Here is a 24,556-nt window from a genome sequence, read left to right on the forward strand (position 1 = left end):
GCGGCGATCACTTGCCGCGAGGCGACTTCCAGCCGAACGGGATCGGGATGGGCCCGCAGCAGCACACGCCTCGCACGTCGGCCAGGGCTAACGTCCTGGCGGCCTGGTAGCACGCGAGAAAACGCACGGCCGTGGGCACGGCGCCCCGCACGAGGCCTCTTCGGGAGAGCAGGTCCCGCACTGCGCCGGAGCATCCGTCGCCGCCGTACAGGACGCCGTGGGCGCACCGCCAGCCCTTGCGCGGTGAGATCCGCAGCTGGTACGTGGCGATCGCACGATCGACAGCTCTGGCCGCTGGGCTCATTCTGACACCGTACGGTCGTTCCGGACCGCTCGCGCGCGCCGGTGTCTGCCGTGGTGACTGCGTCAGGCTCAAGAATCCAGGTACCGCAACACCGCCAGCACCCGCCGGCTGTACCCGCCCTCCGCAACCAGCCCCAGCTTGTCGAAGATCGCGTTCGAGTGCTTCTCCACCGCCGACGTCGACACGTACAACGCCGCAGCGATCCCCGCATTGGTCCGCCCCTCGGCCATCAACGAGAGCACCTCTCGCTCCCGCTCCGTCAGCACCCCGAGCGCATGCGACGTGTCCCGGAACAGCTGCCGCACCACGTCCGGATCCAGCACCAGCCCACCAGCCTGCACGCGCCCGAGCGCATCGAGAAAGTCGTCCACGCCCATCACCCGGTCCTTGAGCAGGTACCCGACGGCGCGCGCGTCGTCCCCGAGCAGCACCTGCGTGAACTCCCGCTCCACGTACTGCGACAGCACGAGGATCCCCACCTCCGGCCAGCGCTCGCGGATCTCCACCGCCGCGCGCACACCCTCGTCGGTGTGGGTGGGCGGCATGCGCACGTCCAGCACGACGACGTCGGGCCGCTCGGCCGCCAGCCGTGCCAACAGGCCGTCCGCGGAGCCGTAGGCGGCGACGACGTCGTGCCCCTCGTCCGTCAGGAGGCTGCGGATGCCCTCGCGGAGCAGCGTGGAGTCCTCGGCCAGCATCACGCGCACGGCAGCGTCACCTCGATCCGGGTCGGCCCGCCGGCCGGGCTGTGCACGGCCAGCGTGCCGCCCGCGGCGGCCACCCGGCCGGCGAGGCCGGCCAGGCCGTGGCCGGGGTGGGGGACAGCGCCGCCGACGCCGTTGTCTGCGATGAGGACGTGGACTTCGGGATGGGGGTCTCGACAAGCTCGACCAGCGGAAGTGGGAGCTCGACCGACGTGGATGCCCACCCGCGCCTCTCCAGCCCCCGAATGCTTCGCCACGTTCGTCAGCGCCTCCGCCACCACGTAGTACACCGTCGTCTCCACCCCTGCCGGCAGCCGCCCAGGCGAGTCCCACTCCAGCTCCGTCGGCACCCCCGCACGCGACACCAGCTCCGCCAGCACCGGCGCCAGCCCGTGCGTGTCCAGCGCGGTGGGCCGCACCCGCCACGCGACCTCCCGAAGATCCGTCACCAGCCGCTCCGCCTCCGACCCAGCCTGCTCCAGCAACACAGCCCCAGCAGCCCCCGGACCAACGGCCCGCCGCGCCCGGTTCACCAGCAGCCCGAGCGCCACGGCCCGCTGCTGCACCCCGTCGTGCAGGTCCCGCTCGATCCGCCCTCGCTCCGCATCCAGGGCCGCCAACAGCTCAGCCCGGCTCACCGTCAGCGACTCGACCTGCGCCTCCAGCCGCTCGCTCCGGCTCGGCGCCAGCCACCGCGCGGCCGCCGACCGGTCCAGCAGCCCGACGCCCACCAGCCCCATGAGGTTCAGGTACAGCAGCACCGCGCCGATCGGCACCAGCATGAGCACGTCCGACGTCGCCAGCCCGTCACCCTGGAACGACGCGTCCACGGTGAGCCGCACGTCGAACAGCCAGGACGCCAGGCTCACCACCACCCCGAACAGCCCGTACCCCAGCAGCCCGAGCACCAGCGTTCCCACGAGGCCCACGCCCACCCGCGCGCCGAGATACCGGGCGGCCCGGCCAGAGGTGAGCGCGGCGCCGCCCTCGCCCCACACAGTCCTTGCTTCGCCGCGGAGCTGTGCGGGGACCCCGGGGTCGGCCCACCCGAGAAAGCGCACGGTACGACGCCGGTGCCACGCGACCAGAGAACCCACGCCCCCGGGCGACGAGCCCCGCCGCACCAGCGCCAACACCGCCCCCACCAGGTCCACCGGCCAGGTCAGCGCGCCGAGCGCGGCGCCCCACAGCATGCGGGCAGGAGTGCTGCGCCAGACGGCGGGGGAGGGATCCACCTCGCCAGGATAGGGACGACGTCGGCCGCGCGAACTGCGGAAAACCACACCCGACCTGCGGCCTGCCTCACCGGGCCGGACGGATGGGCGCAGTTCGTCCGACGCCCAAAGACGAATAGCGTAGGGCCCATGACGACACACAGCTTCGCCTCGACCGTCGCCGACTGGGCCATCGGGCTGATGGAAACCCTCGGCGCACCGGGTGCAGGCGTTGCGATCGCCCTCGAGAACCTCTTCCCGCCCCTGCCCAGCGAGGTGATCCTGCCGCTGGCCGGGTTCACGGCCTCACAGGGCTCCCTGATCCTGTGGCAGGTCCTGATCTGGACGACGGTGGGCTCCGTGGTCGGCGCGATCCTCCTTTACGGGCTCGGCGCGTGGCTCGGCCGCGACCGCCTGCGCGCGATCGTCGACCGGATGCCGCTCGTGTCGCTGGAGGACGTGGACAAGGCGGAGAGCTGGTTCACCCGGCACGGCGACTGGGCGGTGCTCATCGGCCGGCTCATCCCGATCGTGCGCAGCCTCATCTCCATCCCCGCGGGCGTGGAGCGCATGTCGATCTGGCGCTTCCTCGCGTTCACGACGCTGGGTTCCGGCGTGTGGAACACCCTCCTGGTCGGTGCGGGCTACCTGCTGGGCGACCAGTGGCACGTCGTCGAGGAGAGCGTCGGCGTGTTCCAGAAGGTCGTCATCGTGGTCGTCGCCCTGCTGCTCGTGTGGTGGGTGGTCAAGATCGTGCGACGGCGCCAGGACCAGGACACCCCCCGGCACGTGCGGAAGCGCTGACCACGAGCGGGGCCACGTGTGTCAGTGTGCCGTGGAAAGATAAGGCGCTGTGACCAGCCCTGCCCCAGAGCCCGACACAGCGCGGGAAGCGGATCCCGGCGCCTACGCCCCGTTCGCCTACCTGAGCACGCCCAACGCGCCCCTGTACCGGCGGGCCATGCGCGCGCTCATGGCGCAGAAGGAGCGGTTCACGGTCCACGTCCGTCCTGAGCAGGTGCACGCGGAACTGCGGTCGGACGGCGGGGAGCCGGTCACCGAGGAGGCTGTGGCCGAGGCGCTGGAGCGGCTCGCGCAGCCCTCGTGGGGCAACCTGCTCGCGTTCCCGGACTCCAGCCGGGTCACCGCGCTGGAGGACTTCTACCGGCGGCGGATGCTGTTCCAACTGTCCCGCGAGGGCGAGGCCGCGGAGCGCGCGCTGACCCAGTACGACGCCGCGCTCGGCACCCGGGGCGCCCTCCAGGCAGTCGCGCTGGAGGACATCGTGGTTCTCCTGACGCACCTCCGGGACACCGCGCGCAAGCACGTAGGTTCGCCCGGCGAGGTCGACGCCGCCAGCACCCACCAGGCGATGCGCAGCCTGCGTGACCGGTTCACGGAGCTCGCCGAGAACGCGGTGGCCTTCATGGGGTCGATCCAGCGCACCATCGACCTGCACGACGCCGACGTCGACGCCTTCCTGGCATACAAGGAACAGCTCATCGAGTACCTGGAGCGGTTCATCGACGACCTCGTCACCCGGGGCGCGCACATCGCCGCGCTGCTGGCCGAGATCCCGGCGGACGCCGTCGAGCTCCTGGCGACGGTCGCCGCCGGACGTGAGGCGCGGGATGCCGCGCCGGGCGAGGCCGAGCGTGCGGCGACGGCAGCAAGGGAGACGTGGCTGCGACAGTGGGCGGGGCTCGCGGACTGGTTCGTCAGCTCGCCCGAGCGCGAGAGCGAGGCCAAACTGTTGCGCTCCCGCGCTCGTGCGGCGATCCCTGCGCTCCTCGCGGTGGTGCGTGCGCTGCACGACCGGGCCGGCGGGCGCACCGACCGCACGCAGGACTTCCTCACGCTGGCCCGGTGGTTCGCCGACCTGCCGGACGACGGCGCGCGGCACCGCCTCTGGCGCTCCGCGTTCGGGCTGTCGTCGGCACGGCACCTGACCGTGACCGGAGAGACCATGGATGCCTGGGACGCGACGGAGCTGGGCAACTCCACCCCGTGGGCGGACGCACCGCCGCTGGAGATCAGCCCGCAGCTACGCCGGACCGGTTCGTACGAGCGGCGCGGCAAGGCGAACCGCGTGCAGGACCGTCGCGCGGCCAAGGCCGTCCTGGTCGCGCAGGCCCGCCAGGAGACGGAGCAGACGGCGGCCGCCCGACGCCGCATCCTGACCACTGGCCCGCAGCCGCTGTCGGCGTTCGGCGAGCTCGACCCGCAGGCGTTCCGCCTGTTCCTGGGTCTGCTCGGGGACGGCCTTGCCGCCATGGGCCCGCAGGCGACCACGGCGCAGATCCACACCTCCGACGGCGAGCTGACCGTGATCCTCACCCAGGTCCCCGGCGCGGGTATCGCCGTGCTCCGTACCCCGGACGGCGAGCTGTCCGGTCCCGATCACCTCGTCGACATCGCTTCGGCCGTCGCGGAGCCGGTCCGGGCGGACGCCGGCCCGCGGGAGTCGGGCGGACCCGCCGAGCCGGGCGAACCCACCGACGGGGTCGAACGAGCCGCCGACCGGGACGACGAGAGCGCCGGCGACCGCGTGCTCCTTTCCGCGCTCGTCGCGGAGGTGTCCGCATGAGCCGCGTTGACCTGGCCCCACACATCTCGGGCGCGCTGGAACACCAGGGAGCGGAAGGTCGGCGGCGCGCCGTGCGGGCCCTGCTGGTCCGACCCGTCCTGCGCGCGCAGACCGACGGCGAGCTGTTCCGCCTGGCTCGCCGCCACGCCGACGAGCTGCGCCATTGGTTCGACAAGGAGACCGGGTGGCGGCTGGTGGTCGAGTCGCAGACGGTCCGGCTCCTGGTCTCGCACGTTCCGCAGGGCCCCACGGCGACCGCGGTGGCCGAGCGCCACCCGGCGCGTGCCCGCAAGGGCGACCCGCCGTTCACCCGCCGCCGGTACGTGCTGTTCTGCCTGGCGCTCGCGGTCCTCGAACGGTCCGAGCCGCAGGTGTCGCTTGACCGTCTGGCCGACTCGATAGTGCTCATCGCTCGCCAGCCAGGCCTGGCGAGCGTCGAGTTCACGTTGACCGGCCGGGAGGAGCGGTCGGACCTGGTGGCCGCGATCCGCCTGCTGCTCGGGTACGGCGTGCTGGCCCGGGTGGCCGGCGACGAGGAGTCCTACGTGTCCTCAGGCGGCGACGCGCTGTACGACGTCGACCGGCGCGTGCTGTCCACGATGCTGTCCACGGCGCACGCGCCCGGGCTGGCCGCCGGCCGTCTGGGTGCGGAGCCCGCAACCCGGGATATCCAGATCGGGGACATCGAGGCCGCGCTGCACGAGGAGCCACCTGCCTACACCGAGGACGAGACCAATCTGCGCCTGCGTCAGCGGGTCTCGCGCCGGTTGCTGCTGGACCCGGTGGTCTATTACGACGAGCTCGACGAGGACGAGCGGGTCTACCTCACACGTCAGCGGGTGAACGTGACAGCTCGCCTCGCCGAGGCGACCGGGCTGGTTCCGGAGCTGCGCGCGGAGGGCGTCGCCCTCGTGGACCCGGACGACCAGCTCACCGACGTGCGGATGCCCGAGTCCGGCACCGACGGGCACGCGACGTTGCTGCTGGCCGAGAAGCTGGCGTCGTCGGGCCCTGCCTCCGTTGCAAGCCTGCGGCGACTCGTGCGTGGTCTGGCGAAGGAGCACGCGTCCTACTGGCGCAAGACGACGCGCGAGCCCGGTGCGGAGAACGCCATCGTCGACGCCGCGCTCGACCGGCTCGTCGGGCTAGGCCTGGCCCACGTTGCCGGGCCGCCCGCGGGCGGCGACCCGGCGGACGCCGTCGTGCACCCGCTGCCCGCGCTGCGACGGTTCGCCGTGGCGGCCCCCACCATTCGTGAGAGGAAGACCCGATGACCACGGCTACCGACGACACCCCGGCGCAGCACCCCGGGGGACCACACCCCGAGTGGCAGCGCCCCGGCCGGACTACGCCGTCCGATGACCTGCCCCGGCCCACGACACCGCGCTGGCAGCCGCTGCGGCTCGGGCTGGTCGACCTCTTCTACTACGACGACGAGCAGTTCTGGTTCCACGACGGCCGGCTGCTGCTGCGCGGCAACAACGGCACCGGCAAGTCCAAGGTGCTGGCACTCACGCTGCCGTTCCTGCTGGACGGGTCGATCCTCCCGCGCCGTGTGGAGCCCGACGCCGACCCCAAGAAGCGGATGGAGTGGAACCTGCTCCTGGGCGGCGCCCACCCGCACCACGAACGCACCGGGTACTCGTGGGTCGAGTTCGGGCGCCTCGACGCCGACGGCACCGAGCACTACTGCACGCTCGGGATCGGGCTCAAGGCGGCCACCGGGCGGGCGATCGCCAAGTCGTGGTACTTCGTCACCGAGCAGCGGATCGGCGACCTGCGCCTGATGGACCAGTCGCGGACCGTCCTGAGCCAGGAGCGGCTGCGCGACGCGATCGAGCCGACGGGTGCCGGACACGTGTTCAGCACGCAGGAGTCCTACCGGCGTGCCGTCGACGAGAAGCTGTTCCGGCTCGGCGAGGAGCGGTACGCGGCGCTGGTGGACTTGCTCATCCAGCTGCGGCAGCCGCAGCTGTCCAAGCGGCCGGACGAAAAGGCTCTGTCGGCGGCGCTCACCGAGGCGCTGGCGCCGCTGGACCAGGCAGTGGTGTCCGACGTCGCGGAGTCGTTCCGATCCCTGGAGGAGGAACGCGAGGGGATCGCCGCCCAGAACGCGACTCTCGCCGCGGCCAACAGGTTCCTCGACCACTACCGCGGCTATGCCCGCGTGGCCACCCGCCGGGCGACGACGTCGGTACGCCTGACCAACAGCGACTATGAGCACGTGGGGCGCGACCAGCGTGAGGTCGAGGCGGACCTCACGGCCGCCGTGGCCGACGTCGAGCACCTTGCCGAGCGCCAGGTGCTGGCCGAGGACCAGCAGGGTGCGCTGGCCGGCGAGGAGTCGGCGCTGCGCGAGAGCCCCGAGATGCGGAACGCCCAGCGGCTCGACCAGGCGAGCCAGGCCGCGGCCGACGCCGAGGGGCGGGCGGGAGCCGCGGAGGCCGAGGCGACCTCCGCCCGCGAGCGCGCCGACCGGGAAGCCGCGGCGCAGGAGAGGGCTGCCGACGCGCACGACGCGGCGGCGCAGGAGGCGGACCGGTACGCGACGCGAGCCGCCCGCCTTGCCGCCGCCGCCGGCCTCGACTTCGAGGCGCACGCGAGCGACGAGACGGCAGCGCGCCGGGCCGTGGACCGCCGGCGGGAGCAGATCTCGCACGTCCGGGGCCTGCTCAAGCAGGCCGACGACGTGCGCAGGCGGGCCGACCGGGCGAGCGAGGCCGTCGACAACGCCGCGACGGCCGAGGCTGGCCGGCAGGAGTCCGCCGGACAGGCGCAGCTGGACGTCGATACGCGGGTCGGGCAGTACCGCGACTACGTGCGGGCCTACCTGGGCGGGCTGCGCGCGATCGAGCTGGCGGGTGACCTCGACGAACAGGCCGTGCGCGCGGAGGACTGGGCGCGGACCCTGGAGGGCGAGCCGCCCGCCAAGGTCGCCGTCGACGCCGCGGCAGGGGCGCGGCTCGCTGACCTGGAGCGCAGCAGAGCCCAGGCTGAGCACGAGGCGTCACTGCTGTCCGAGGAGCTGGCGGGGGTCCGGAACCGGATCGCGGAGCTGGAGTCCGGGCGGGACCCGTTGCCGCCTGCCGCGCCCGGGCGGGAGGCGGGCGTGCGGGTGTCGGCTTCCGGCGCGCCCCTGTGGCGCCTGACGGACTTCGTCCCCGGGGTGGTCGACGAGGGGCGGGCCGGCATCGAGGCCGCGCTGCAGTCGGCCGGGCTGCTGGACGCGTGGGTGTTCCCGGACGGCACGGTCCAGGCGGACGGCGACGTGGTCCTGAGCGGAGCCGCCGGCAGGAATCGAGGCTCGACGGCGGGGGGACCGACGCTGGCCGAGGTGCTGGTGCCCGCCGTCGGGCCGGATGCCGAGGTTCCCGAAGCGGCCGTTGCGGCGGTGCTGGGTGGGATCGGACTGGGCGAGGCGTCCGGGGCCGTGCTCTGGGTGGACCCCTCGGGGCGCTGGGGCGCCGGACCCGCACGAGGGTCGTGGGCCAAGGACACCGCCGCCTACATCGGGGCCGGGGCGCGGGAGGCGAACCGCCGGGCGGTGCTCGCTCGGCTCGCCGCCGAGGCTGCGGACCTGACGCGTGGCGTCGAGGCGGCGCGGGCGGAGATGCGGGAGGCCGAACGGCAGGCCGACCAGGTCGCTGCCGAGCGGGACGCCTACCCGACCTCGGCCGAACGAGCGCTCGCCGCCCTGCACGCGCGGGTCACCGAGGCGGTCCGGGAGCTGGAGCAGGCTCGCGAGATCCTGACGCGCCTGCGCACCGACTGGGAGTGGGCCGACGGCGATGCGAGGGAAGCCGAGGCCGAGCTCGCCGAGACCGCTGGGCAGCTCGGGGTGCGGGCTACCGCTGAGGGGCTGGACCAGGACCTGACGGCCGTGGGCGCCTACGCCGAGGCCCTCGTCGAGGTGCGGACGTCGGCCCGTGCGGTGACGGGTCTCGCACAGGCGCACGTCGCTGCCGTGGAGCGGGTTGCCGAGGCGCGGTCTGTGCTTGAGGCGCGCGATTCCGCGCTGCGTGACCAGCGTGGAGAGGCAACCCGGCTCCGGGCCACTGCGAATGCCCTGCAGAACACCGTCGGTGCTTCGGTGGCGGAGCTGCAGGGGCGGCTGGCCGCGATCGGTGAGGCTAAGACCAAGCTGGTGCGCGAGCTCAAGGCAGTCACGAAGGCGCAGCTCGAGGCCGCGGCGACGCACGGCCGGCTGGAGGAGCGCAAGCTTGATCTCGCCGCCCGGCGCGACGAGGCCGGCGTCGCCCGGTCGGCGGCGATCGAGGCGTTGCGGGTCTTCGCGGCGACGGGCCTGCTCCGCGTCGCGTTGCGGGACGTCACGGCGCCCAGCCCCGAGGAGCCGGAGGCCTGGACCGTCACCTCGACGCTCACCCTCGCGCGCACGGTGGAGCAGGAGTTCGCGTCGGTCGACGAGTCCGACGAGGCCTGGCGCCGCGCGCAGCAGCACGTGTCGAGCGCGTCCAACGAGCTGTCCGCCCAGATGAGCCGGCACGGGCACAACGCGTATGTGGAGCAGCACGGCGACGTGCTGGTCGCGCGCGTGCGCTACGTGACGGATGACCTGGACGTGGACCAGCTCGCCGTGCGGCTTGAGGACGACATCGTCGAGCGCGAGCGGCTGCTCAGCGCCCGGGAGCGGGAGATCCTGGAGAACCACCTGGTCAACGAGGTGGCAGGGCACCTGCACGAGCTACTGCTGACCGCGCAGGGCCAGATCGAGCGGATGAATCGGGAGCTGGCCGACCGCAAGACCTCCACCGGGATGCAGCTCCGGGTGGTCTGGCGCGAACGGGCGGACGGACCGGCCGGCCTGGCCGGTGCACGCGACCTGATGACCCGGGCCGACGCGACCTGGACCAAGCGGGACCGGGCGGCGATCGGTGAGTTCCTGCAGGCCCGCATCGCGGAGGTGCGGGAGGCGGACCCGACGGCGGGCTGGCAGGAACACCTTGAGCGCGCCCTCGACTACCGCCAGTGGCACACCTTCGGGGTGGAGCGTCGGCAGAACGGGCAGTGGCGGTCGGCGACCGGTCCGGCGTCGGGCGGCGAGCGGGTGCTGGCGATGTCCGTCCCGCTGTTCGCCGCTGCCTCCTCGCACTACAACTCCGCGAGCCCGCAGGCGCCGCGTCTGATCCTCCTGGACGAGGCGTTCGCCGGCGTGGACGACGACTCCCGCGCCAAGTCGCTGGGCCTGCTCGCCACCTTCGATCTCGACGTGGTCATGACCAGCGAGCGCGAGTGGGGCTGCTACCCGCAGGTGCCGGGGCTGGCGATCGCCCAGCTCTCGCGGGTCGAGGGCATCGACGCCGTGGGCATCACGAGGTGGCGGTGGGACGGGCGGCGCCGGAACAAGCAGGCCGAGGTCGGCGACGATGCGTCGGCTGCGGCCCCAGCGACGGACGGCGCGGGCGGCGCGGATGGTGGTGCGGAGACCGAGCGCAGCCTGTTCGACGCATGACGGTCCCGGCCCATGAGGAGGAACAGGGCAACCGGGGTGCCATCGAGTCACTCCTCGGCGGTCCAGGTGCACGATGGATCGTGGAGCGGGTTCGCCGCCGGCTGGAGTCCGAGCCTTCGACAGGCTCAGGGCAGCGCGACAGTGGGGGTTCGGCCGGCGCGGGCCCGGAGACCGGTGAGCTCCCGGTCCTGTCGGGGTCGGTGCGTCTGGCCGGTCCAACGGCCGAGCAGCGGGACGCGGTGGTGCGGCTGGTCGGTCGCCCGCGCCAGGCCGGTGCCGGGGTGACCATCGACCTCGCGGTGGTGGAGCAGATCCTGCGCAGAGGGCCGTGGCCCGCCGGGCTCGCCGACGCCGTGATCACGCTGACCGGCCCGCTGACGGACCGGCGCGGGGACCGGATTCGTGCGGCCGAGGCATGGGACCGGGCTCGGTCGGAGCTGGAGCCGGCGCTCGCGCGCTTCGACGGGCTCGCTGCCTGGTGGGCGGGCTGGTGTGCCGCCGGAAACCTCAAGCGTGCCACCCGCGCGGAGCTGGCACGACTTGCTGACCGGCCCGTGCCGGTCGGTGCGAGCGGCGGACCAGACGCGGCCGACGTCGCCGTCGGCCTCGTCGGTCGCGTGCGCACCGTGCTGGAGGCGCTGCCCGTCTCCGACGAGCCGATCGCCGTCCTCGCGCGTCGGACGGTGGGCGACGCGCACGGGCTGGACGCCTCCCGGCCGCTCGGCCGGACGGCGGCCGCCGTGGTGGGTGCGGCCTTCGGTCCGTCGGCGCCCCCGAACGGTGCGCAGGAACGAACCTCGGAGCGCGCGGCGTGGGCGTATGCCGGCGTCGTCATGTCGAACGTCGCGTCGACCGTGCTGTCCCTGGGTGTGCCTGGGGCGGCAGGCACTCGCGGTAGCGGCATCGGCGGAACCGCGACGGCGCGCATCCTGGAGGAGGCGCGCGGTGCCCGTATGCCGGTGGTCCTCACGCTGGACCAGGTCCGCTCGGGCGGTGTCGACCCGCTCGGGCCGGGCGGGGTAGTGCACGTCTGCGAGAACCCGACCGTCGTCGAGGTGGTCGCGGCGAGGTGGGCGGCTGTCGAGGATTCTGGTACGCGGCCGGGGCTCGTGCTCGTGTGCACCTCGGGGCAGCCGAGCACGGCTGTCGTGGAGCTGGTGCAGGTGCTCACGCAGGACGGCGCGCTGCTGAAGTACCACGGCGACTTCGACTGGGCGGGCCTCCGCATCGCCGACGGGCTCCGGCGCAGGGCGCCAAGGGCGCCATGGGTGCCGTGGCGGTACACGGCTGCCGACTACGAGGCCGCGGTGCGCGACGGCGGACCGTCGCTCAAGCTGTCCGGCACACCGGCGGCGTCGCCGTGGGACGAGGCGCTCAGCGCGGCGATGCTCGACCGGGGACAGTCGATCGAGGAAGAAGCGGTAGTGGACCTGCTGGCCTCCAACCTGACCGGATCCCGACCGTGAACGAGCTACGAGTTCAGCAGCTGTGATACGCGCTGGTGGGACAGCTCGACCAACGCTGCGGAATCTCGCACCGACACACCGGCATCGTGCAGGAGGCGTACGGTGTCGGCCCGGTCCGCTTCGAACCGGGCACGACGCTCGGCGAGCTCGGCACGCTCTGTGAGGTACTTCTCCCACATCGCCTGCCCCTCGGGGCCGAGTACCGCAGACATGTCCCAGGTCAGCTCGAACGCGTCGTCGTCCATGTCGAGCAGCCCGCCGAGCAGGTCGCGTACCTCGGTCTGCAGGTCGGCGAGGCGGGTGACCTCGGTAGTGGCACCGGGGACGGCCGCAACCTCACCGATCCACCACTTGCCCTCGCGGGTCACCGCGCAGGCATGATGCTGCCTGACGCTACCGATCCGATTGGAAACCCGTGACCGACGACCGCACCGCCACGACCCTCCGCTCGATCGCCCCCTACCTCGCCGACTGGGCTTCGTTCCAGGCCGCCTACCACGGCCTGCCCGGCCTGCAGCTGGCTGTCGGCCGCCGCGGGGAGGTCTTCGTCGACCTCGCCTGGGGCAAGGCGAACCTCGAGACGGGGGAGGACCTCACCAGCGACCACCTGTTCCGCGTCGCCTCCCACTCCAAGACGTTCACCGCCGTCATCGTGATGCGGCTCGTCGAGCACGGCAAGCTCCGCCTGGACGACACCGTGGGCGAGCTCGTCCCGGAGCTCGCCGGGTCGCGGGCCGCCGACATCACCGTCCGCGAGCTGCTCGGTCACCAGGCGGGCATCATCCGCGACTCGTCCGACGGCGACTTCTGGCAGCACGAGCGGCCCTTCCTCGACCGCGCGCAGGTGCTGGAGTGCGTGCGCACCGAGGGCATCGTGTTCGAGCCCAACGAGCACTTCAAGTACACGAACATCGGCTACAGCGTGCTCGGCATCATCATCGAGGAGGTCACCGGCAAGACGTACGACGAGATGGCGCGCGCCGCCGTCGTCGAACCGCTCGGGCTGACCCGGACCGGCACCGAGCTGGACCCCGCCCGCGCCGCCGAGTACGCCGCAGGGCACACCGGCCGGATCACGCACGGCGACGCGCGGCGCGTCGTCCCGCACGTCGACACCCGCGCCATGGCCGCGGCGACCGGCTGGTACTCCACCGCGCTCGAGATGGTCCGCTACGGCGCCACCCACGTGTTCGGCGACACCACGCTGCTCACCGACAAGAGCAAGCGCCTCGTCCAGCGCGAGGAGTCCCGCGTCGTGGTCCGGGGAGCGGAGCGCGGCCGGTACGGCGTCGGCATGGCGCTCGGCAAGATCGGCGACCGCGAGGTCGTCGGGCACTCCGGCGGCTACCCCGGGCACATCACGCGCACCTGGATCGACCCGGACGACGGGCTCGTCGTGTCCTCGCTGACCAACGCCGTCGACGGGATCGCCGACCAGATCGCGACCGGCGTCATCCACCTGATCAACCTGGCGCTCGCCGCGGCGGACGACGTCGCGGCGTCCGCCGCCGGGGGCGCACCCGTGCCGCCCGTCCCCGACGACGCCCCCGTGGGACGCTTCGCCAACCTGTGGGGAGTGGCCGACGTCGTGGACCTCGGCGGGATCCTGCACTCGATCAACCCGCGCTTCCCGCGGCCGGACGAGGTAGCGGTACGCCTGGTCGTGGTCGACGGCCGCCTGGTGCAGGAGCCCGTGGCCGGGTTCACCACGGTCGGCGAGCCGGTCCAGGTCGAGCGGGACGACGCCGGCGCGGTCACCGCCGTCCGGGTCGGCGCCCTGACGTCGTGGCCGATCGACGAGTTCCGGGCGCGGGCGACAGCCCGGCCGAGCCGCTGAGCCGCACGTAGACGCCGCACAGACACAGCATGAGCGGGCTGCGCCGCGGAGAGCAGACCAGCTCTCCGCGGACACAGCCCGCTCACGTGACCTTCCCGGCGCCGCCTCAGCGACGGAGCGCCGTCACTCCGCCCCGAGCGCCGCCACCGGCGAGGTGCGGGCCGCGGCCCGAGCCGGGAGCACCGACGCGAGAAGGCCGGCGACGAGGGCGACACCGAGGATCAGCGCGAGCTCCGTCCACGGGACGGCAAACTGCACGGTGCCCATCATGGACAGGGCGGTGGCCGACCCGGACCAGCCGAACCCGAGGCCGAGCACGATGCCGACGAGCGCACCGACGCCCGCGATGAGAACGCCCTCCACGGCGAGCATGCCGCGCAGCTGCTCCTTGCTCATGCCGATGGCCCGCAGGGTCGCGGACTCCCGGGTCCGCTCGATCACCGAGAGGGACAGCGTGTTGGTCACGCCGACCAGGGCGATCACCACGGCGACGGCGAGCAGCCCCACCATGATGCCGAGGACGACGTCCACGACCTCCCGGAACGACGCGGCCTGCGCGGCCTGGCCCACGACCAGGGCGTCGATGTCGACCTGCGTGGCGATCTCCTGGACGTCCCCGAGCACCACCTCTGCGTCGTCGCCCGAGATGTGGCCCCAGATATCGGTCCCGGTATGGGTGTCGGTGACGCGGGCGAGATCCTCGGGCGTGACGGTCTGGTCGAGCGCCATGGAGCCCGTGATGACGACCGTCAGGTCGACCGTGCCGCTCGGGCCCGAGACGGGGGTGCTGTCGCCTGCGCCGAGGGACAGCGAGTCCGCCGTGCCCTGGGACAGCAGGATCGAGCCCTCCACGAGCTCCTCCGCCTGGTCCGGCACGTTCACCACGGCGACCAGCCTGTCGGGGTCGGCGGCCTTGAGCTGTATGTCCTCCGTGTCACCGATGGCGGCCGACGCGTGGGTGACGGCCGCGGCGGCCGAGACGCCCGACGCCTCGGCGACGGCGTCGCGCATGTCCTCGACGTACTCGGGCACGGTGACGGACACGCTCAGGTCGTACGGGAAGGCCTCGTTGAGCCTGTGCTCCGAGGTCGCACGGGCGCTCGCGGCGCCGGTGGACATCATGGTGACGAGGGTGACGCCGATGAGCAGCGCCGTGGAGGTCGCCGTCGTACGGCGCGGGTTGCGCAGCGTGTTGGCGACCGCGAGGCGGGGGGCCGGGCCGGAGCGGGTCACGAGGGCGCCCAGGCCTGCCGCGACGCGCGGCAGCCAGAGGACCGCGCTCAGCACGACGCCGAAGAACGTGAGGGCGACGCCGCCGACGGCCGCGACCATACCGACCTCCAGCGAACCGGAATTCCCGAGGGAGGTGCCGATGCCGAGCAGCGCGATGCCGCCAAGAATGCAGAGGACCGAGATCACGAGGCGGGCGCGGCCGGTGCGGGCGCGGAGCGTCGGGGCGTCGGACGGCCGCAGCGCGGCGAGCGGTGCGACCCGGGTCGCCGAGCGGGCCGGAGCGAGCGCGGCCAGGAACGTCACGACCGTGCCGACGGCGAGCGGCAGCACGATCGACTGCGGGGTCAGCGTGATCGTCTCCGGGATCGGCACCCCGAGGCCGAAGTTGGGCGCCACCATCAGCGCGGCCTGGGTGAGCAGCGCGCCGATCAGGGTGCCCAGCGCGGAGGCGACGACGCCGAGGATCGCAGCCTCCAGCAGGACGCTGCGGTAGACCTGGTCGGCCCCCGCGCCGATGCAACGTAGGAGGGCGAGCGCCCGGGTCCGCTGGGCGATGAGTACCTGGAACGTGTTGGTGATGACCATCGCGGCGATCATCAGCGCGATCGCGGCGAACGCCATGACGAACACCAAGAAGATGATGTTGTCGCCACCGGTCAGTCCCGAGGTCTTCGTCGTCGCCATCGTCTCGGTGGTCTCGACGGACGCCTGAACACCGGTGCCGACGACGTCCTGGATCGCGGTGCTCAGTGCCGCAGGGACGCTGTTGTCGGCGGGCGGGCTGTCGAGCGTGACGAGCAGATCGGTGACGTACGACGGGTAGACCTCGACGGCGTTCCAGGCGCTGAGCGTGGCGGACGGGACCGCGGCGGCCCCGCCGGAGGCCGTGTAGACCCCGTAGGGGTCGTCGGCGAGGCCGGTCACGGTCAGTGACTCGAAGATCTCCTCCGGCTCGCCGAGCTCGGCTGCCGGGTTCTCCGCCTCGCTCTCGGCCCAGCCCTCCGGGTACAGGGTGCGGGAGATCCTCAGCTCGTCGCCGATGTCGGCCTCGAGCCGCTCGGCGACCTGGGGTGTCAGCGCCACCTCGTCGGCGGCGGCCGGCCAGGCACCGTCGCTCAGCTCGAGAGGTGAGAGCCGCGGGTCCGTCGGGACCGGGGCGAACAGCTGGCTGCCACCCTTGCCGCCGTTGCGCAGGGTGCCCGACCAGCTGATGAGAGGCTGGACGGTCCCGACGCCGTCAACGGCAGCGACCGCCTCGACGTCATCGGTGGAGAACGAGCTCTCCTCGTCGGGGTACTGTCCCTCGGCCTGCTCTGCGGACACGATGACGTCGGAATCCGCGTAGCTCGCCGCCACGACGTCGTGGGCCGTCTCCTCGATGATGGCGCCGGCGAGCAGCGTCACGGTGACGAACACCGTGCTGATCAGGATGGCGATGCCGGCTGACGCGAGGCGCCCGGTGCTGTGGCGCATCTGCCCGAGGGTGAAGCGCGCGGTGGGGAGGGAGGTAGCCATCACGCACCGGTCCCGGGAGTGGAGGCGGTACCGGTGGTGCCGGACGTTCCGGTGGTGACATCGGGTTCGATGGTGCGCAGGGCGTCCAGGCCGGCCATGGCGGACTCCGGTGTCGGGTCGCTGATGTCTCCGGCGATGCGGCCGTCGGCGATCAGGACGGCGCGGTCGGCGTAGGCGGCTGCGGAGGGGTCGTGGGTGACCATGATGATGGTGCGGCCGAGCTCGCGCACGGAGCGGCGTAGGAAGGACAGGACCTCGGCGCCGGAGCGGGAGTCGAGGTTGCCGGTGGGTTCGTCGGCGAAGACGACGTCGGGCTGGGCGATCAGGGCGCGGGCGATGGCGACGCGTTGCTGTTGTCCGCCGGAGAGCTCTCCGGGGCGGTGCGTCAGCCTTCCTTTCAGGCCCAGGGTCTCTACCAGGGTGTTGAACCATGCGCGGTCGACGGTGCCGCTGGCGAGCTCGACGGGCAGGGTGATGTTCTGCTCGGCGGTGAACATCGGCAGCAGGTTGAACTGCTGGAACACGAACCCGACCCGGTCACGCCGCAACCGGGTCAGCGCCTTGTCGTTCAGACCGGTGGTCTCGGTGGTACCGAGGAACGACTGACCACCGGTCGCGGAGTCCAGACCCGCCAGCAGGTGCATCAGGGTCGACTTGCCGGAGCCGGACGGGCCCATGATCGCGGTGAACCGGCCCTGCTCGAAGTCGACGTCCACACCGTCCAGGGCCCGCACGGTCGCCTCGCCCTTACCGTAGGTCTTGGTCAGGCCCCGGGCCCGCACGGCGCGGGCGGCGCCGCCCGGCACAGGGGCCGGCTGGTCCGCCGGGACGTACACGGTGGTGTCCACGAAAATTGCTCCTCGAATCGCTGTTGCCGAGACCCGTTCAGGCTGGCAAGAACGAACCTACGGATTCGAGGGCGGCGGGGCGTCAGGCCAGGGCCTGATCATTCTCCGGACGTGTCATCCCACGGTTGTACGGATCTGTATCTGCAACCGTGCAGGTCACGGCGTTCGACCGGCCCGGGGTGGCCCGCTCAGATCCCGAGCCGCGGCCTGTGTCGCGGACAGTAGACAACGTCTACTATCCGCGACACAGCCCGCTCACGAGCGTCTTCGGCGCCGCCTCAGCGACTCAGCGCCACCCCCACACCCCTCACTCCGCCCCGAGCGCCGCCACCGGCGAGGTGCGGGCCGCGGTGCGCGCCGGCATGACCGACGCGAGGAGTCCGGCGACGAGCGCGACACCGAGGCACATCGCGAGCTCCGCCCACGGGACGGCGTACTGCACGTCGCCCATGAGGGACAGCGTGGTGGCGGCACCGGCCCAGCCGAAGATCAGCCCGAGCACGATGCCGACGACCGCCCCGACGCCGGCGATGAGGACACCCTCGACGGCGAGCATGCCGCGCAGCTGGCCCGTGCTGAGGCCGATGGCCCGCAGGGTCGCGGACTCCCTGGTCCGCTCGATGACCGAGAGCGACAGCGTGTTCGTCACGCCGACCAGGGCGATCACCACGGCGACAGCGAGCAGCCCCACCATGATGCCGAGGACGACGTCGACGATCTGCCGGAACTGCTCGGCCTGAGCGGCGGGGCCCACGACCCTGGCGTCGAGGTCGACCTGTGCGGCGGCGTCCCGGACGGCCGTCAGCACCGCCCCGGTGTCGGCACCCGAGATGTCCCCCCAGATCTCGGTCCAGGGATCGGCGTCGGCGACGCGGGCGAGGTCCGCGGGCGTGACGGTCCGGTCGAGCTGCGTGGAGCCCGTGATGACGACCTTCAGGTCGACCGAGCCGTTCGGGCCCGAGACGGGGGTGCTGTCGCCCGCGTCGAGGGACAACCAGTCCGCCGTGTCCTGGGTCAGCAGGATCGAGCCCTCCGCGAGCCCTTCCGCCTCCTCCGGCACGTTCACCACGGCGACCAGCTCGTCCGGGTCCGCGGCATTGAGCCAGGTCTCCTTGTCGTCGGCGATCGTGCCCGTCGTCGTGGTGACGACCGTGACGCTGGAGACGCCGGAGGTTCCGGCGACGGCGTCGCGCAGGCCCTCGACGTACTCGGGTGCGGTGGTGGACACGCTCACGTCGTACGGGAAGGCCCCGTCGAGGCCGCGCTCCGAGGTCGCGCGGGCGCTGGCTGCGCCGGTGGACATCATGGTGACGAGGGTGACGCCGATGAGCAGCGCCGTGGAGGTCGCCGCCGTGCGGCGCGGGTTGCGCAGCGTGTTGGCGACCGCGAGGCGGGAGGCGGGACCGGTGCGGGCCACCAGGGCGCCCAGGCCGGCCGCGACGCGGGGCAGCCAGAGCACCGCGCTCAGCACGACGCCGAAGAACGTGAAGGCGATGCCGCCGACCGCTGCGGCGACACCGGGTCCCAGGGAGCTCGCACTCCCGAGGGCGACGCCGAGGCCGAGCAGCGCGATGCCGCCGAGGAGGGAGAGGATCGCGAACACGAGCCGGACCCGGCCGGTGCGGGCGCGGAGCGTCGGGGCGTCGGACGGCCGCAGCGCGGCCAGCGGGGCGACCCGGGTCGCCGAACGGGCCGGGGCGAGCGCGGCCAGGACGGTCACGACCGTGCCGACGGCGAGCGGCAGCACTATCGACTGCACGGTCGGCGTGATCGTCGTCGGGATCGGCACCCCGAGGTCGAAGCTCGGGACGATCAGCAGCGCGGCCTGGGCGAGCAGCGCGCCGGTCAGGGTGCCCACCGCGGACGCGATGAGGCCGAGGATCGCGGCCTCCAGCAGGACGCTGCGGTAGACCTGGCCGGTCCCCGCTCCGATGCACCGCAGGAGCGCGAGCGTCCTGGTCCGCTGGGCGACGAGCACCTGGAACGTGTTCGTGATGACCATGGCGGCGATGAGCAGCGCGATGGCGGCGAACGCCATGACGAACACGATGAAGATGAGGTCCTCACCACCGGTCAGTCCGGAGGCCTTCGCTGTCGCCGCCGCCTCAGTGGTCTCGACGGACACCTGGGCGGCATCCGCGCCGACGGCGTCCTGGATCGCGGTGCGCAGCGCCGCGGGGACGCTGGTGCCGGTGGGCGGGGTGTCGAGCGTGACGAGCAGCTGGCTGACCGACGTCGGGAAGGGCTCGGCGGCGGTCCAGGCGCTGAGCGTGGCGGACGGGACCGCGGCGACCCCGCCGGAGATCGTGTAGGCGCCGTAGGGGTCGGCGGCGAGGCCGGTCACGGTCAGGGTCTCGACGACCCGTTCCGGCTCGCCGAGCTCGTCCGCCGGGTCCTCCGCCTCGCTCTCGGCCCAGCCCTCCGGGTACACGGTGCGGGAGAGCTTCAGCGTGTCGCCGAGGCCGACCTCGAGGCGCTCGGCGACCTGGGTGGTCAGCGCCACCTCGTCGTCGGCGGCCGGCCAGGCGCCGTCGGTCAGCTCGAGCGGCGAGAGCCGCGGGTCCTCGGGGACGGGGGTGAACATCTGGCGGCCACCCTTGCCGCCGTTGCGCAGGTTGCCCGACCAGCTGGTGACGGGCTGGACGGCCGTGACGCCGTCGACCGAGCCGACGGCCGTGACGTCCTCGTCGGTGAACGAGCTGTCCGACTCCTCGGCGGACTCGTCCGATGCGGACACGACGAGGTCGGAGTCGGCGTATCCCGCCGCGACGACGTCGCGGGTCGTCTCCTGGATGACGGTCCCGGCCAGCAGCGTCACGGTCACGAACGCCGTGCTGATCAGGATGGCGACGCCGGCGGACGCGAGGCGGCCCGCGCTGCGGCGCATCTGCCCGAGGGTGAGACGTGCGGCGGGGAAGGAGACGGCCATCAGGCACCGGTCCCGGTGGCCGTGCCGGCGGCGGAACCCGTGGTGACGGCGGGCTCGAGGGTGCGCAGGGCGTCGAGGCCGGCCATCGCGGACTCGGGGGTGGGGTCGGTGATGTCGCCGGCGATGCGGCCGTCGGCGATCAGGACGGCACGGTCGGCGTACGCGGCGGCCGACGGGTCGTGGGTGACCATGATGATCGTGCGGCCCAGCTCGCGGACGGAGCGGCGCAGGAAGGACAGGACCTCGGCCCCGGAGCGGGAGTCGAGGTTGCCTGTCGGTTCGTCGGCGAACACGACGTCGGGCTGCGCGATCAGGGCCCGGGCGATCGCGACACGCTGCTGCTGCCCACCGGACAGCTCGCCGGGGCGGTGCGTCAGCCGCCCGGCCAGCCCGAGGGTCTCGACCAGGGTGGTGAACCAGGCCCTGTCCACCGTGCCGCCGGCGAGCTCGACGGGCAGGGTGATGTTCTGCTCGGCGGTGAACATCGGCAGGAGGTTGAACTGCTGGAACACGAACCCGACCCGGTCGCGGCGCAGCCTCGTGAGGGCCTTGTCGTTCAGCCCCGTGATCTCCGTGGAACCGAGGAACGCCTGACCGCTGGTCGCGGAGTCCAGTCCCGCGAGCAGGTGCATCAGGGTCGACTTGCCGGACCCGGACGGGCCCATGATCGCGGTGAAGCGGCCCTGCTCGAAGTCGACGTCCACACCGTCCAGCGCCCGCACGGTGGCCTCACCCTTGCCATACGTCTTCGTCAGGCTCCGGGCCCGTACTGCGCGGGCGGCTTCGCCCTGCGCCGGGGCCGGTTGGTCCGCCGGGACGTACACGGTGGTGTCCACGAGATTGCTCCTCGAGTCGATGCTGTGGGTTCTGAAAGTGGTCCGGCCACTGGTTCCGCCCCTGCCGCCGAGGACGGCAGGTGGGCGGGCCAGCGGGCCGGCAGTCCTCAACCTATGGACTCGGCGAGGGCCGGGGCATCAGGCCGTGGCCTGATTCTTGGCGCGGGCGTCATCCCCTGGTCGTACTGGTTCGCCGGCTGCCGGGCTCAGAGCAGGACGCGCGGCACCCGGTTCTTCGCGGCCTCCGCGAGCCGGTCCGCCAGCTCGGCGAGCGGCACGGACGCCTTGGCGCCCGATCCCGGATCGGTCACCGCGACCTCGCCCGCCTCGGCCTCGCGCGGGCCGAGCACGCCGAGCAGGGCGTCGCGCCGACGTCGGGCCAGGCGGATCCGGTTACCCAGCGACCCGTCCCGCTCCACGCGGACCCGGATGCCGCGGGAGCGCAGGATGGCCGCCAGCCGGTCCACCTCGTCGTCGACGTCGTGCCCGCCGTCGTCCGCCGCGCCACCGCCGTCGTCCGCCGCGCCACTGCCGTCGGCCCCGGACCTGGGGCCGGTCACCGGGAGCAGGCAGACCTGCACGGGCGCGAGCCAGAACGGCAGGCGTCCGTCGTGCCGCTCCAGGAGGAACGCGACCATGCGCTCCATCGCGCCGACGGTGCCGCGGTGGATCATGACCACCCGTTCCCGCTCGCCGGACGCCGCGATGTAGGTCAGGTCGAACCGTTCCGGCTGGTTGAAGTCGAGCTGCACGGTCGCGAGGGTCTCCTCATGACCGCCGGCGTCGAGCACCTGGACGTCGATCTTGGGCCCGTAGAACGCGGCCTCGCCCGGCTCGGCCTGCCAGCGCACACCGGCCGACGCCGCGTCCGGCGCCGGGTCGAGCACCGCATCCAGCACCTCGGCCAGCACCTGCTCCGCGGCAGCCCACTGCTCGGGCGACCCCAGCCACCTGTCGGAGGCGTCCCGCCCGGACAGCCGCAGGTGGGACACCTCGATCCCCAGGGTGGCGAGCACCTCGAGGATCGCGTCCAGCGCGGTCCGCACCTCTGCCCCTACCTGGTCGGGGCGGCAGAAGACGTGCGCGTCGTCCAGGTTGATCTGCCGCACCCGGCTCAGTCCCGACAGGACCCCGGACCGCTCGGCGCGGAACATCGGGGCAAGCTCCGAGTACCGCACCGGCAGGTCGCGGTAGGACCGCGGCTCCGACGCGTAGATCTGCGCGTGGTGCGGGCAGTTGGCGGGCCGCAGCACCAGCGGGTCGACGTCGGCGGCCTCCTCGTGCGGACCGCCGTCCGGGCCGCGCGAGCCGTCCGGGCCGTCCAGGCCGTCCGGTCGGCGCGAGCCGGAACCGTCGCTCGCGGCCGGTCCGGACCTGCTGACGTCCAGGGGTGGGAACATGTCGTCCGCGAACTTGGCCCAGTGTCCCGAGCGTTCGAACAGCGAGCGCTTGCCGAGCACCGGCGAGTACACGGGCTCGCACCCGGTGCGCAGCGCGACCTCCCGCGCGTACTGCTCCAGCTCGTACCGCACGGCGGCGCCGGCGGGCAGCCACAGGGGCAGGCCGGGCCCGACCAGGGGGCTGGAGGCGAAGATCCGCATGTCACGGCCGAGGTCGCGGTGATCTGAGCGGACAGGTGCGGTCATGGTGGTGCTCCTTCGATGAGGGAGCCGCCCGGTCCGCCGTCGTGCATGACAAAGGCCCCGGAGCGAGCTCCGGGGCCTGGGTTGCTGAGTGCAGGGTCAGCGCGCGCCGGAGGGGTCCGGCGTCGTCGTGCGTGCGCTGAGGTGCATGCTGCCCACCGTAATGTCAGAGGGACGACGCGTCCAGCGCGTTGCAGTCCTGGATGGTTCCGCCCTCGTAGCCGATGGTGAACCACCTGACGCGCTGCTCCGAGCTGCCGTGCGAGAACGCCTCGGGGCGTACGTCGCCGCCGGACCGGCGCTGGATGTTGTCGTCGCCCACGGCGGCGGCAGCGGACAGCGCCTGGTTCAGCTCGTCCTTCGTGATCGGCTCGAGGAACGTCACGCCGGTGTCCGGGTCCTTCGTCGTCGCGGCGTTGCCCGCCCACATCCCGGCGAGGCAGTCGGCCATCAGCTCGATGCGCACGGAGTCGGACTCCGGGCCGGTGCCCGACCGGTCGGCCCGCTCGAACAGGCCGAGCTGGTTCTCGATGTGGTGCCCGAACTCGTGGGCCGTCACGTACATCTCCGCCAGCGGCCCGCCCTCCGCGCCGAACTGGCTGGAGAGCTGCTCGTAGAACGCGAGGTCCTCGTACACGGTCGTGTCGGCGGGGCAGTAGAACGGCCCGGTGGCCGACGTCGCCGACCCGCAGGCGGTGTCGACGGCGTCGGTGAAGCTGACGACCTCCGGCAGCTCGTACTCGACCCCGCCCTGCTCGGGGAGGGTCGCTGCCCAGTACACGTCCAGCGAGTCGACGGCGCCGCTGAGCCGGCACTCGGCGTCGGCGTTGGCCTGCTCCGCCGTGCACTCGCCGACGTAGCCCTGCTCGCCGGTGCCCCCGGAGTCCGAGGTGGTCCCACCGAGGATGTCGGCCGGGCTGTTGCCGGTCACCAGCATGTAGAGCAGCGCCACGACGATCGCCACGCCGCCGCCACCGCCCGCGATGACGGCGCCTCGGCGTCCGCCACCGCCCTTGCGGACCCGGCCGCCCTCGAACTGGCCGCCCTCGCTGAAGGTCACGCGCCGGCCCAGGTGCGCCGGTCGCGGGCCGCGAGATGCACGATCTCCAGCTCGCGGTCGGTGAGGGTCGCCCGCCGGCTCTCGAGCCAGGGCACCAGCTCGTCCACGGTGAGCACCTCGACGCCGTCGCGCGGGCCCTCGACCCGCGGCTGGTCCGACCGCACGAACACGATCAGTGCCTGCACGGTCACGGGCACCCGCGTCGCTCGGCCCAGGATCTCCTGGGTGCGGCGCGCGGCGTTCCGGGCGGCGTCGGCGGTGACGTCCTGGACGGGCCGGAAGACGGACTCGATGGTGTAGACGCCGGAGGGCCCGATCACCAGCTGGTCGAGCTCCAGGGCTCCGCCGTGGTGCGCCGAACCCGGCCCGCGCAGGTGTCCCGAGCCCGACGAGGGAACCTGGATCGACTGGATGACGCGCCAGATCGGCCGCTGGGCCACGAGGTCCCAGAGCTCGCCGGCGACGGCCCGCACGCCGACGATGCGGCGGCTCAGCGCGCGGTGCTTCGGGTCGTACTGCCCGCGCAGCCGCCCCCGCACCAGCGAACCGAGGTGCTGCCGCCGGTACGCCCGCCGGCGGGCGATCAGGTGTTTCGCCGGCCGGTTGTTGGTCAGGTCGTCTCCCCGGGCCAGGCGGCCGGTGCGGAGGTTCGGCAGTGCGTCGGAGACGGTGACGGGGACGCTCGGGGAGTCAGTGCCCATGACCGGACGGTACGTCCGAGATGGCGGGTCCGCGCGTTCTGCGGGTGAAGTGCCGGTCGGTTCCGCCCGCGCCGGGCCTGCCCACACCGCGCGGGGCCCGCCGACACCGGGCCCGAGCTGGCGGCGCCCGAGCGGGCGGCGGCCGCGCCGGCGGGGGGGGGGGGGGGGGGGCCCCCGGGGCCCGGGCGCCCCGGGGGGGGGAGGGAGGA

17 protein-coding genes are annotated in these 24,556 nt (G+C 73.1%); 6 read left to right on the top strand and 11 right to left on the bottom strand.

All coding sequences use genetic code 11. The annotated features are described in order from the left end of the window. Positions 1 to 7: 7 nt before the first annotated feature. From yidD to AB0F40_RS20435, 3 genes are all read right to left on the bottom strand, one after another. Positions 8 to 304 carry a membrane protein insertion efficiency factor YidD gene (gene yidD, locus AB0F40_RS20425; RefSeq protein WP_357471724.1) on the bottom strand — a complete coding sequence of 99 codons (297 nt, stop codon included), beginning with the start codon at positions 302 to 304 and terminating at the stop codon, positions 8 to 10. Between the two features lie 68 nt (positions 305 to 372). After that, entirely contained in the window at positions 373 to 1,011 is a 639-nt protein-coding gene (locus AB0F40_RS20430) for a response regulator transcription factor (protein ID WP_357471727.1), read from the bottom strand. Continuing rightward, a complete protein-coding gene (locus AB0F40_RS20435) occupies positions 1,002 to 2,243 on the bottom strand; it encodes a histidine kinase (protein ID WP_357471730.1) in 1,242 nt (413 codons plus the stop codon). Before AB0F40_RS20435 ends, AB0F40_RS20430 begins: the two co-directional genes overlap by 10 nt. A gap of 129 nt (positions 2,244 to 2,372) precedes the next feature. Between AB0F40_RS20435 and AB0F40_RS20440 the strand changes: the two genes are divergently transcribed. From AB0F40_RS20440 to AB0F40_RS20460, 5 genes are read left to right on the top strand one after another with little or no spacing between them, the layout of a single operon-like run. Next, positions 2,373 to 3,026 carry a DedA family protein gene (locus AB0F40_RS20440; protein ID WP_357471733.1) on the top strand — a complete coding sequence of 218 codons (654 nt, stop codon included), beginning with the start codon at positions 2,373 to 2,375 and terminating at the stop codon, positions 3,024 to 3,026. A 49-nt stretch (positions 3,027 to 3,075) separates the two neighbouring features. Continuing rightward, the gene (locus tag AB0F40_RS20445) at positions 3,076 to 4,809 is read left to right on the top strand and encodes a TIGR02677 family protein (protein ID WP_357471735.1); all 1,734 of its coding nucleotides are present in this window, start codon (positions 3,076 to 3,078) and stop codon (positions 4,807 to 4,809) included. Then, on the top strand, positions 4,806 to 6,083 hold the full coding sequence (locus AB0F40_RS20450; protein ID WP_357471738.1) for a TIGR02678 family protein: 1,278 nt from the start codon (positions 4,806 to 4,808) through the stop codon (positions 6,081 to 6,083). Before AB0F40_RS20445 ends, AB0F40_RS20450 begins: the two co-directional genes overlap by 4 nt. Continuing rightward, entirely contained in the window at positions 6,080 to 10,279 is a 4,200-nt protein-coding gene (locus AB0F40_RS20455; protein WP_357471741.1) for a TIGR02680 family protein, read from the top strand. Before AB0F40_RS20450 ends, AB0F40_RS20455 begins: the two co-directional genes overlap by 4 nt. Beyond that, on the top strand, positions 10,276 to 11,745 hold the full coding sequence (locus AB0F40_RS20460) for a TIGR02679 family protein (RefSeq protein WP_357471744.1): 1,470 nt from the start codon (positions 10,276 to 10,278) through the stop codon (positions 11,743 to 11,745). The genes AB0F40_RS20455 and AB0F40_RS20460 overlap by 4 nt, the downstream gene beginning before the upstream one ends. A gap of 5 nt (positions 11,746 to 11,750) precedes the next feature. On the opposite strand, the gene AB0F40_RS20465 is transcribed toward AB0F40_RS20460, so the two are convergent. Beyond that, complete coding sequence (locus AB0F40_RS20465) at positions 11,751 to 12,113, bottom strand: hypothetical protein (protein WP_357471747.1); 363 nt, start codon at positions 12,111 to 12,113, stop codon at positions 11,751 to 11,753. A 47-nt stretch (positions 12,114 to 12,160) separates the two neighbouring features. On the opposite strand from AB0F40_RS20465, the gene AB0F40_RS20470 reads away from it, so the two are divergent. Beyond that, positions 12,161 to 13,582 (top strand): serine hydrolase domain-containing protein, encoded by a 1,422-nt coding sequence (locus AB0F40_RS20470; protein WP_357471750.1) that lies wholly within the window; start codon positions 12,161 to 12,163, stop codon positions 13,580 to 13,582. A gap of 123 nt (positions 13,583 to 13,705) precedes the next feature. Here the strand turns inward: AB0F40_RS20470 and AB0F40_RS20475 are convergent, their stop codons facing one another. The 7 genes from AB0F40_RS20475 to AB0F40_RS20505 all read right to left on the bottom strand — a co-directional run bounded on the left by AB0F40_RS20475 (position 13,706) and on the right by AB0F40_RS20505 (position 24,347). Then, positions 13,706 to 16,330 (bottom strand): FtsX-like permease family protein, encoded by a 2,625-nt coding sequence (locus tag AB0F40_RS20475; RefSeq protein WP_357471753.1) that lies wholly within the window; start codon positions 16,328 to 16,330, stop codon positions 13,706 to 13,708. Then, entirely contained in the window at positions 16,330 to 17,178 is an 849-nt protein-coding gene (locus tag AB0F40_RS20480) for an ABC transporter ATP-binding protein (protein ID WP_357471756.1), read from the bottom strand. Before AB0F40_RS20480 ends, AB0F40_RS20475 begins: the two co-directional genes overlap by 1 nt. 307 nt (positions 17,179 to 17,485) lie before the next feature. Continuing rightward, positions 17,486 to 20,107 (bottom strand): FtsX-like permease family protein, encoded by a 2,622-nt coding sequence (locus tag AB0F40_RS20485; protein WP_357471759.1) that lies wholly within the window; start codon positions 20,105 to 20,107, stop codon positions 17,486 to 17,488. Beyond that, positions 20,107 to 20,943, bottom strand: coding sequence for an ABC transporter ATP-binding protein (locus tag AB0F40_RS20490; protein WP_357471761.1), 837 nt, complete (start codon positions 20,941 to 20,943; stop codon positions 20,107 to 20,109). The genes AB0F40_RS20485 and AB0F40_RS20490 overlap by 1 nt, the downstream gene beginning before the upstream one ends. 206 nt (positions 20,944 to 21,149) lie before the next feature. Next, positions 21,150 to 22,589 (bottom strand): threonine--tRNA ligase, encoded by a 1,440-nt coding sequence (locus AB0F40_RS20495; RefSeq protein WP_357471764.1) that lies wholly within the window; start codon positions 22,587 to 22,589, stop codon positions 21,150 to 21,152. Positions 22,590 to 22,752: 163 nt separating this feature from the next. Then, entirely contained in the window at positions 22,753 to 23,646 is an 894-nt protein-coding gene (locus tag AB0F40_RS20500) for a neutral zinc metallopeptidase (RefSeq protein ID WP_357471767.1), read from the bottom strand. Further along, positions 23,643 to 24,347: a hypothetical protein gene (locus AB0F40_RS20505; RefSeq protein WP_357471770.1), complete on the bottom strand. Its 705-nt coding sequence runs from the start codon at positions 24,345 to 24,347 to the stop codon at positions 23,643 to 23,645. Before AB0F40_RS20505 ends, AB0F40_RS20500 begins: the two co-directional genes overlap by 4 nt. Positions 24,348 to 24,556 lie beyond the last annotated feature (209 nt).

It is taken from the genome of Promicromonospora sp. NPDC023987 (assembly GCF_040639055.1).
GTDB lineage: Bacteria > Actinomycetota > Actinomycetes > Actinomycetales > Cellulomonadaceae > Promicromonospora.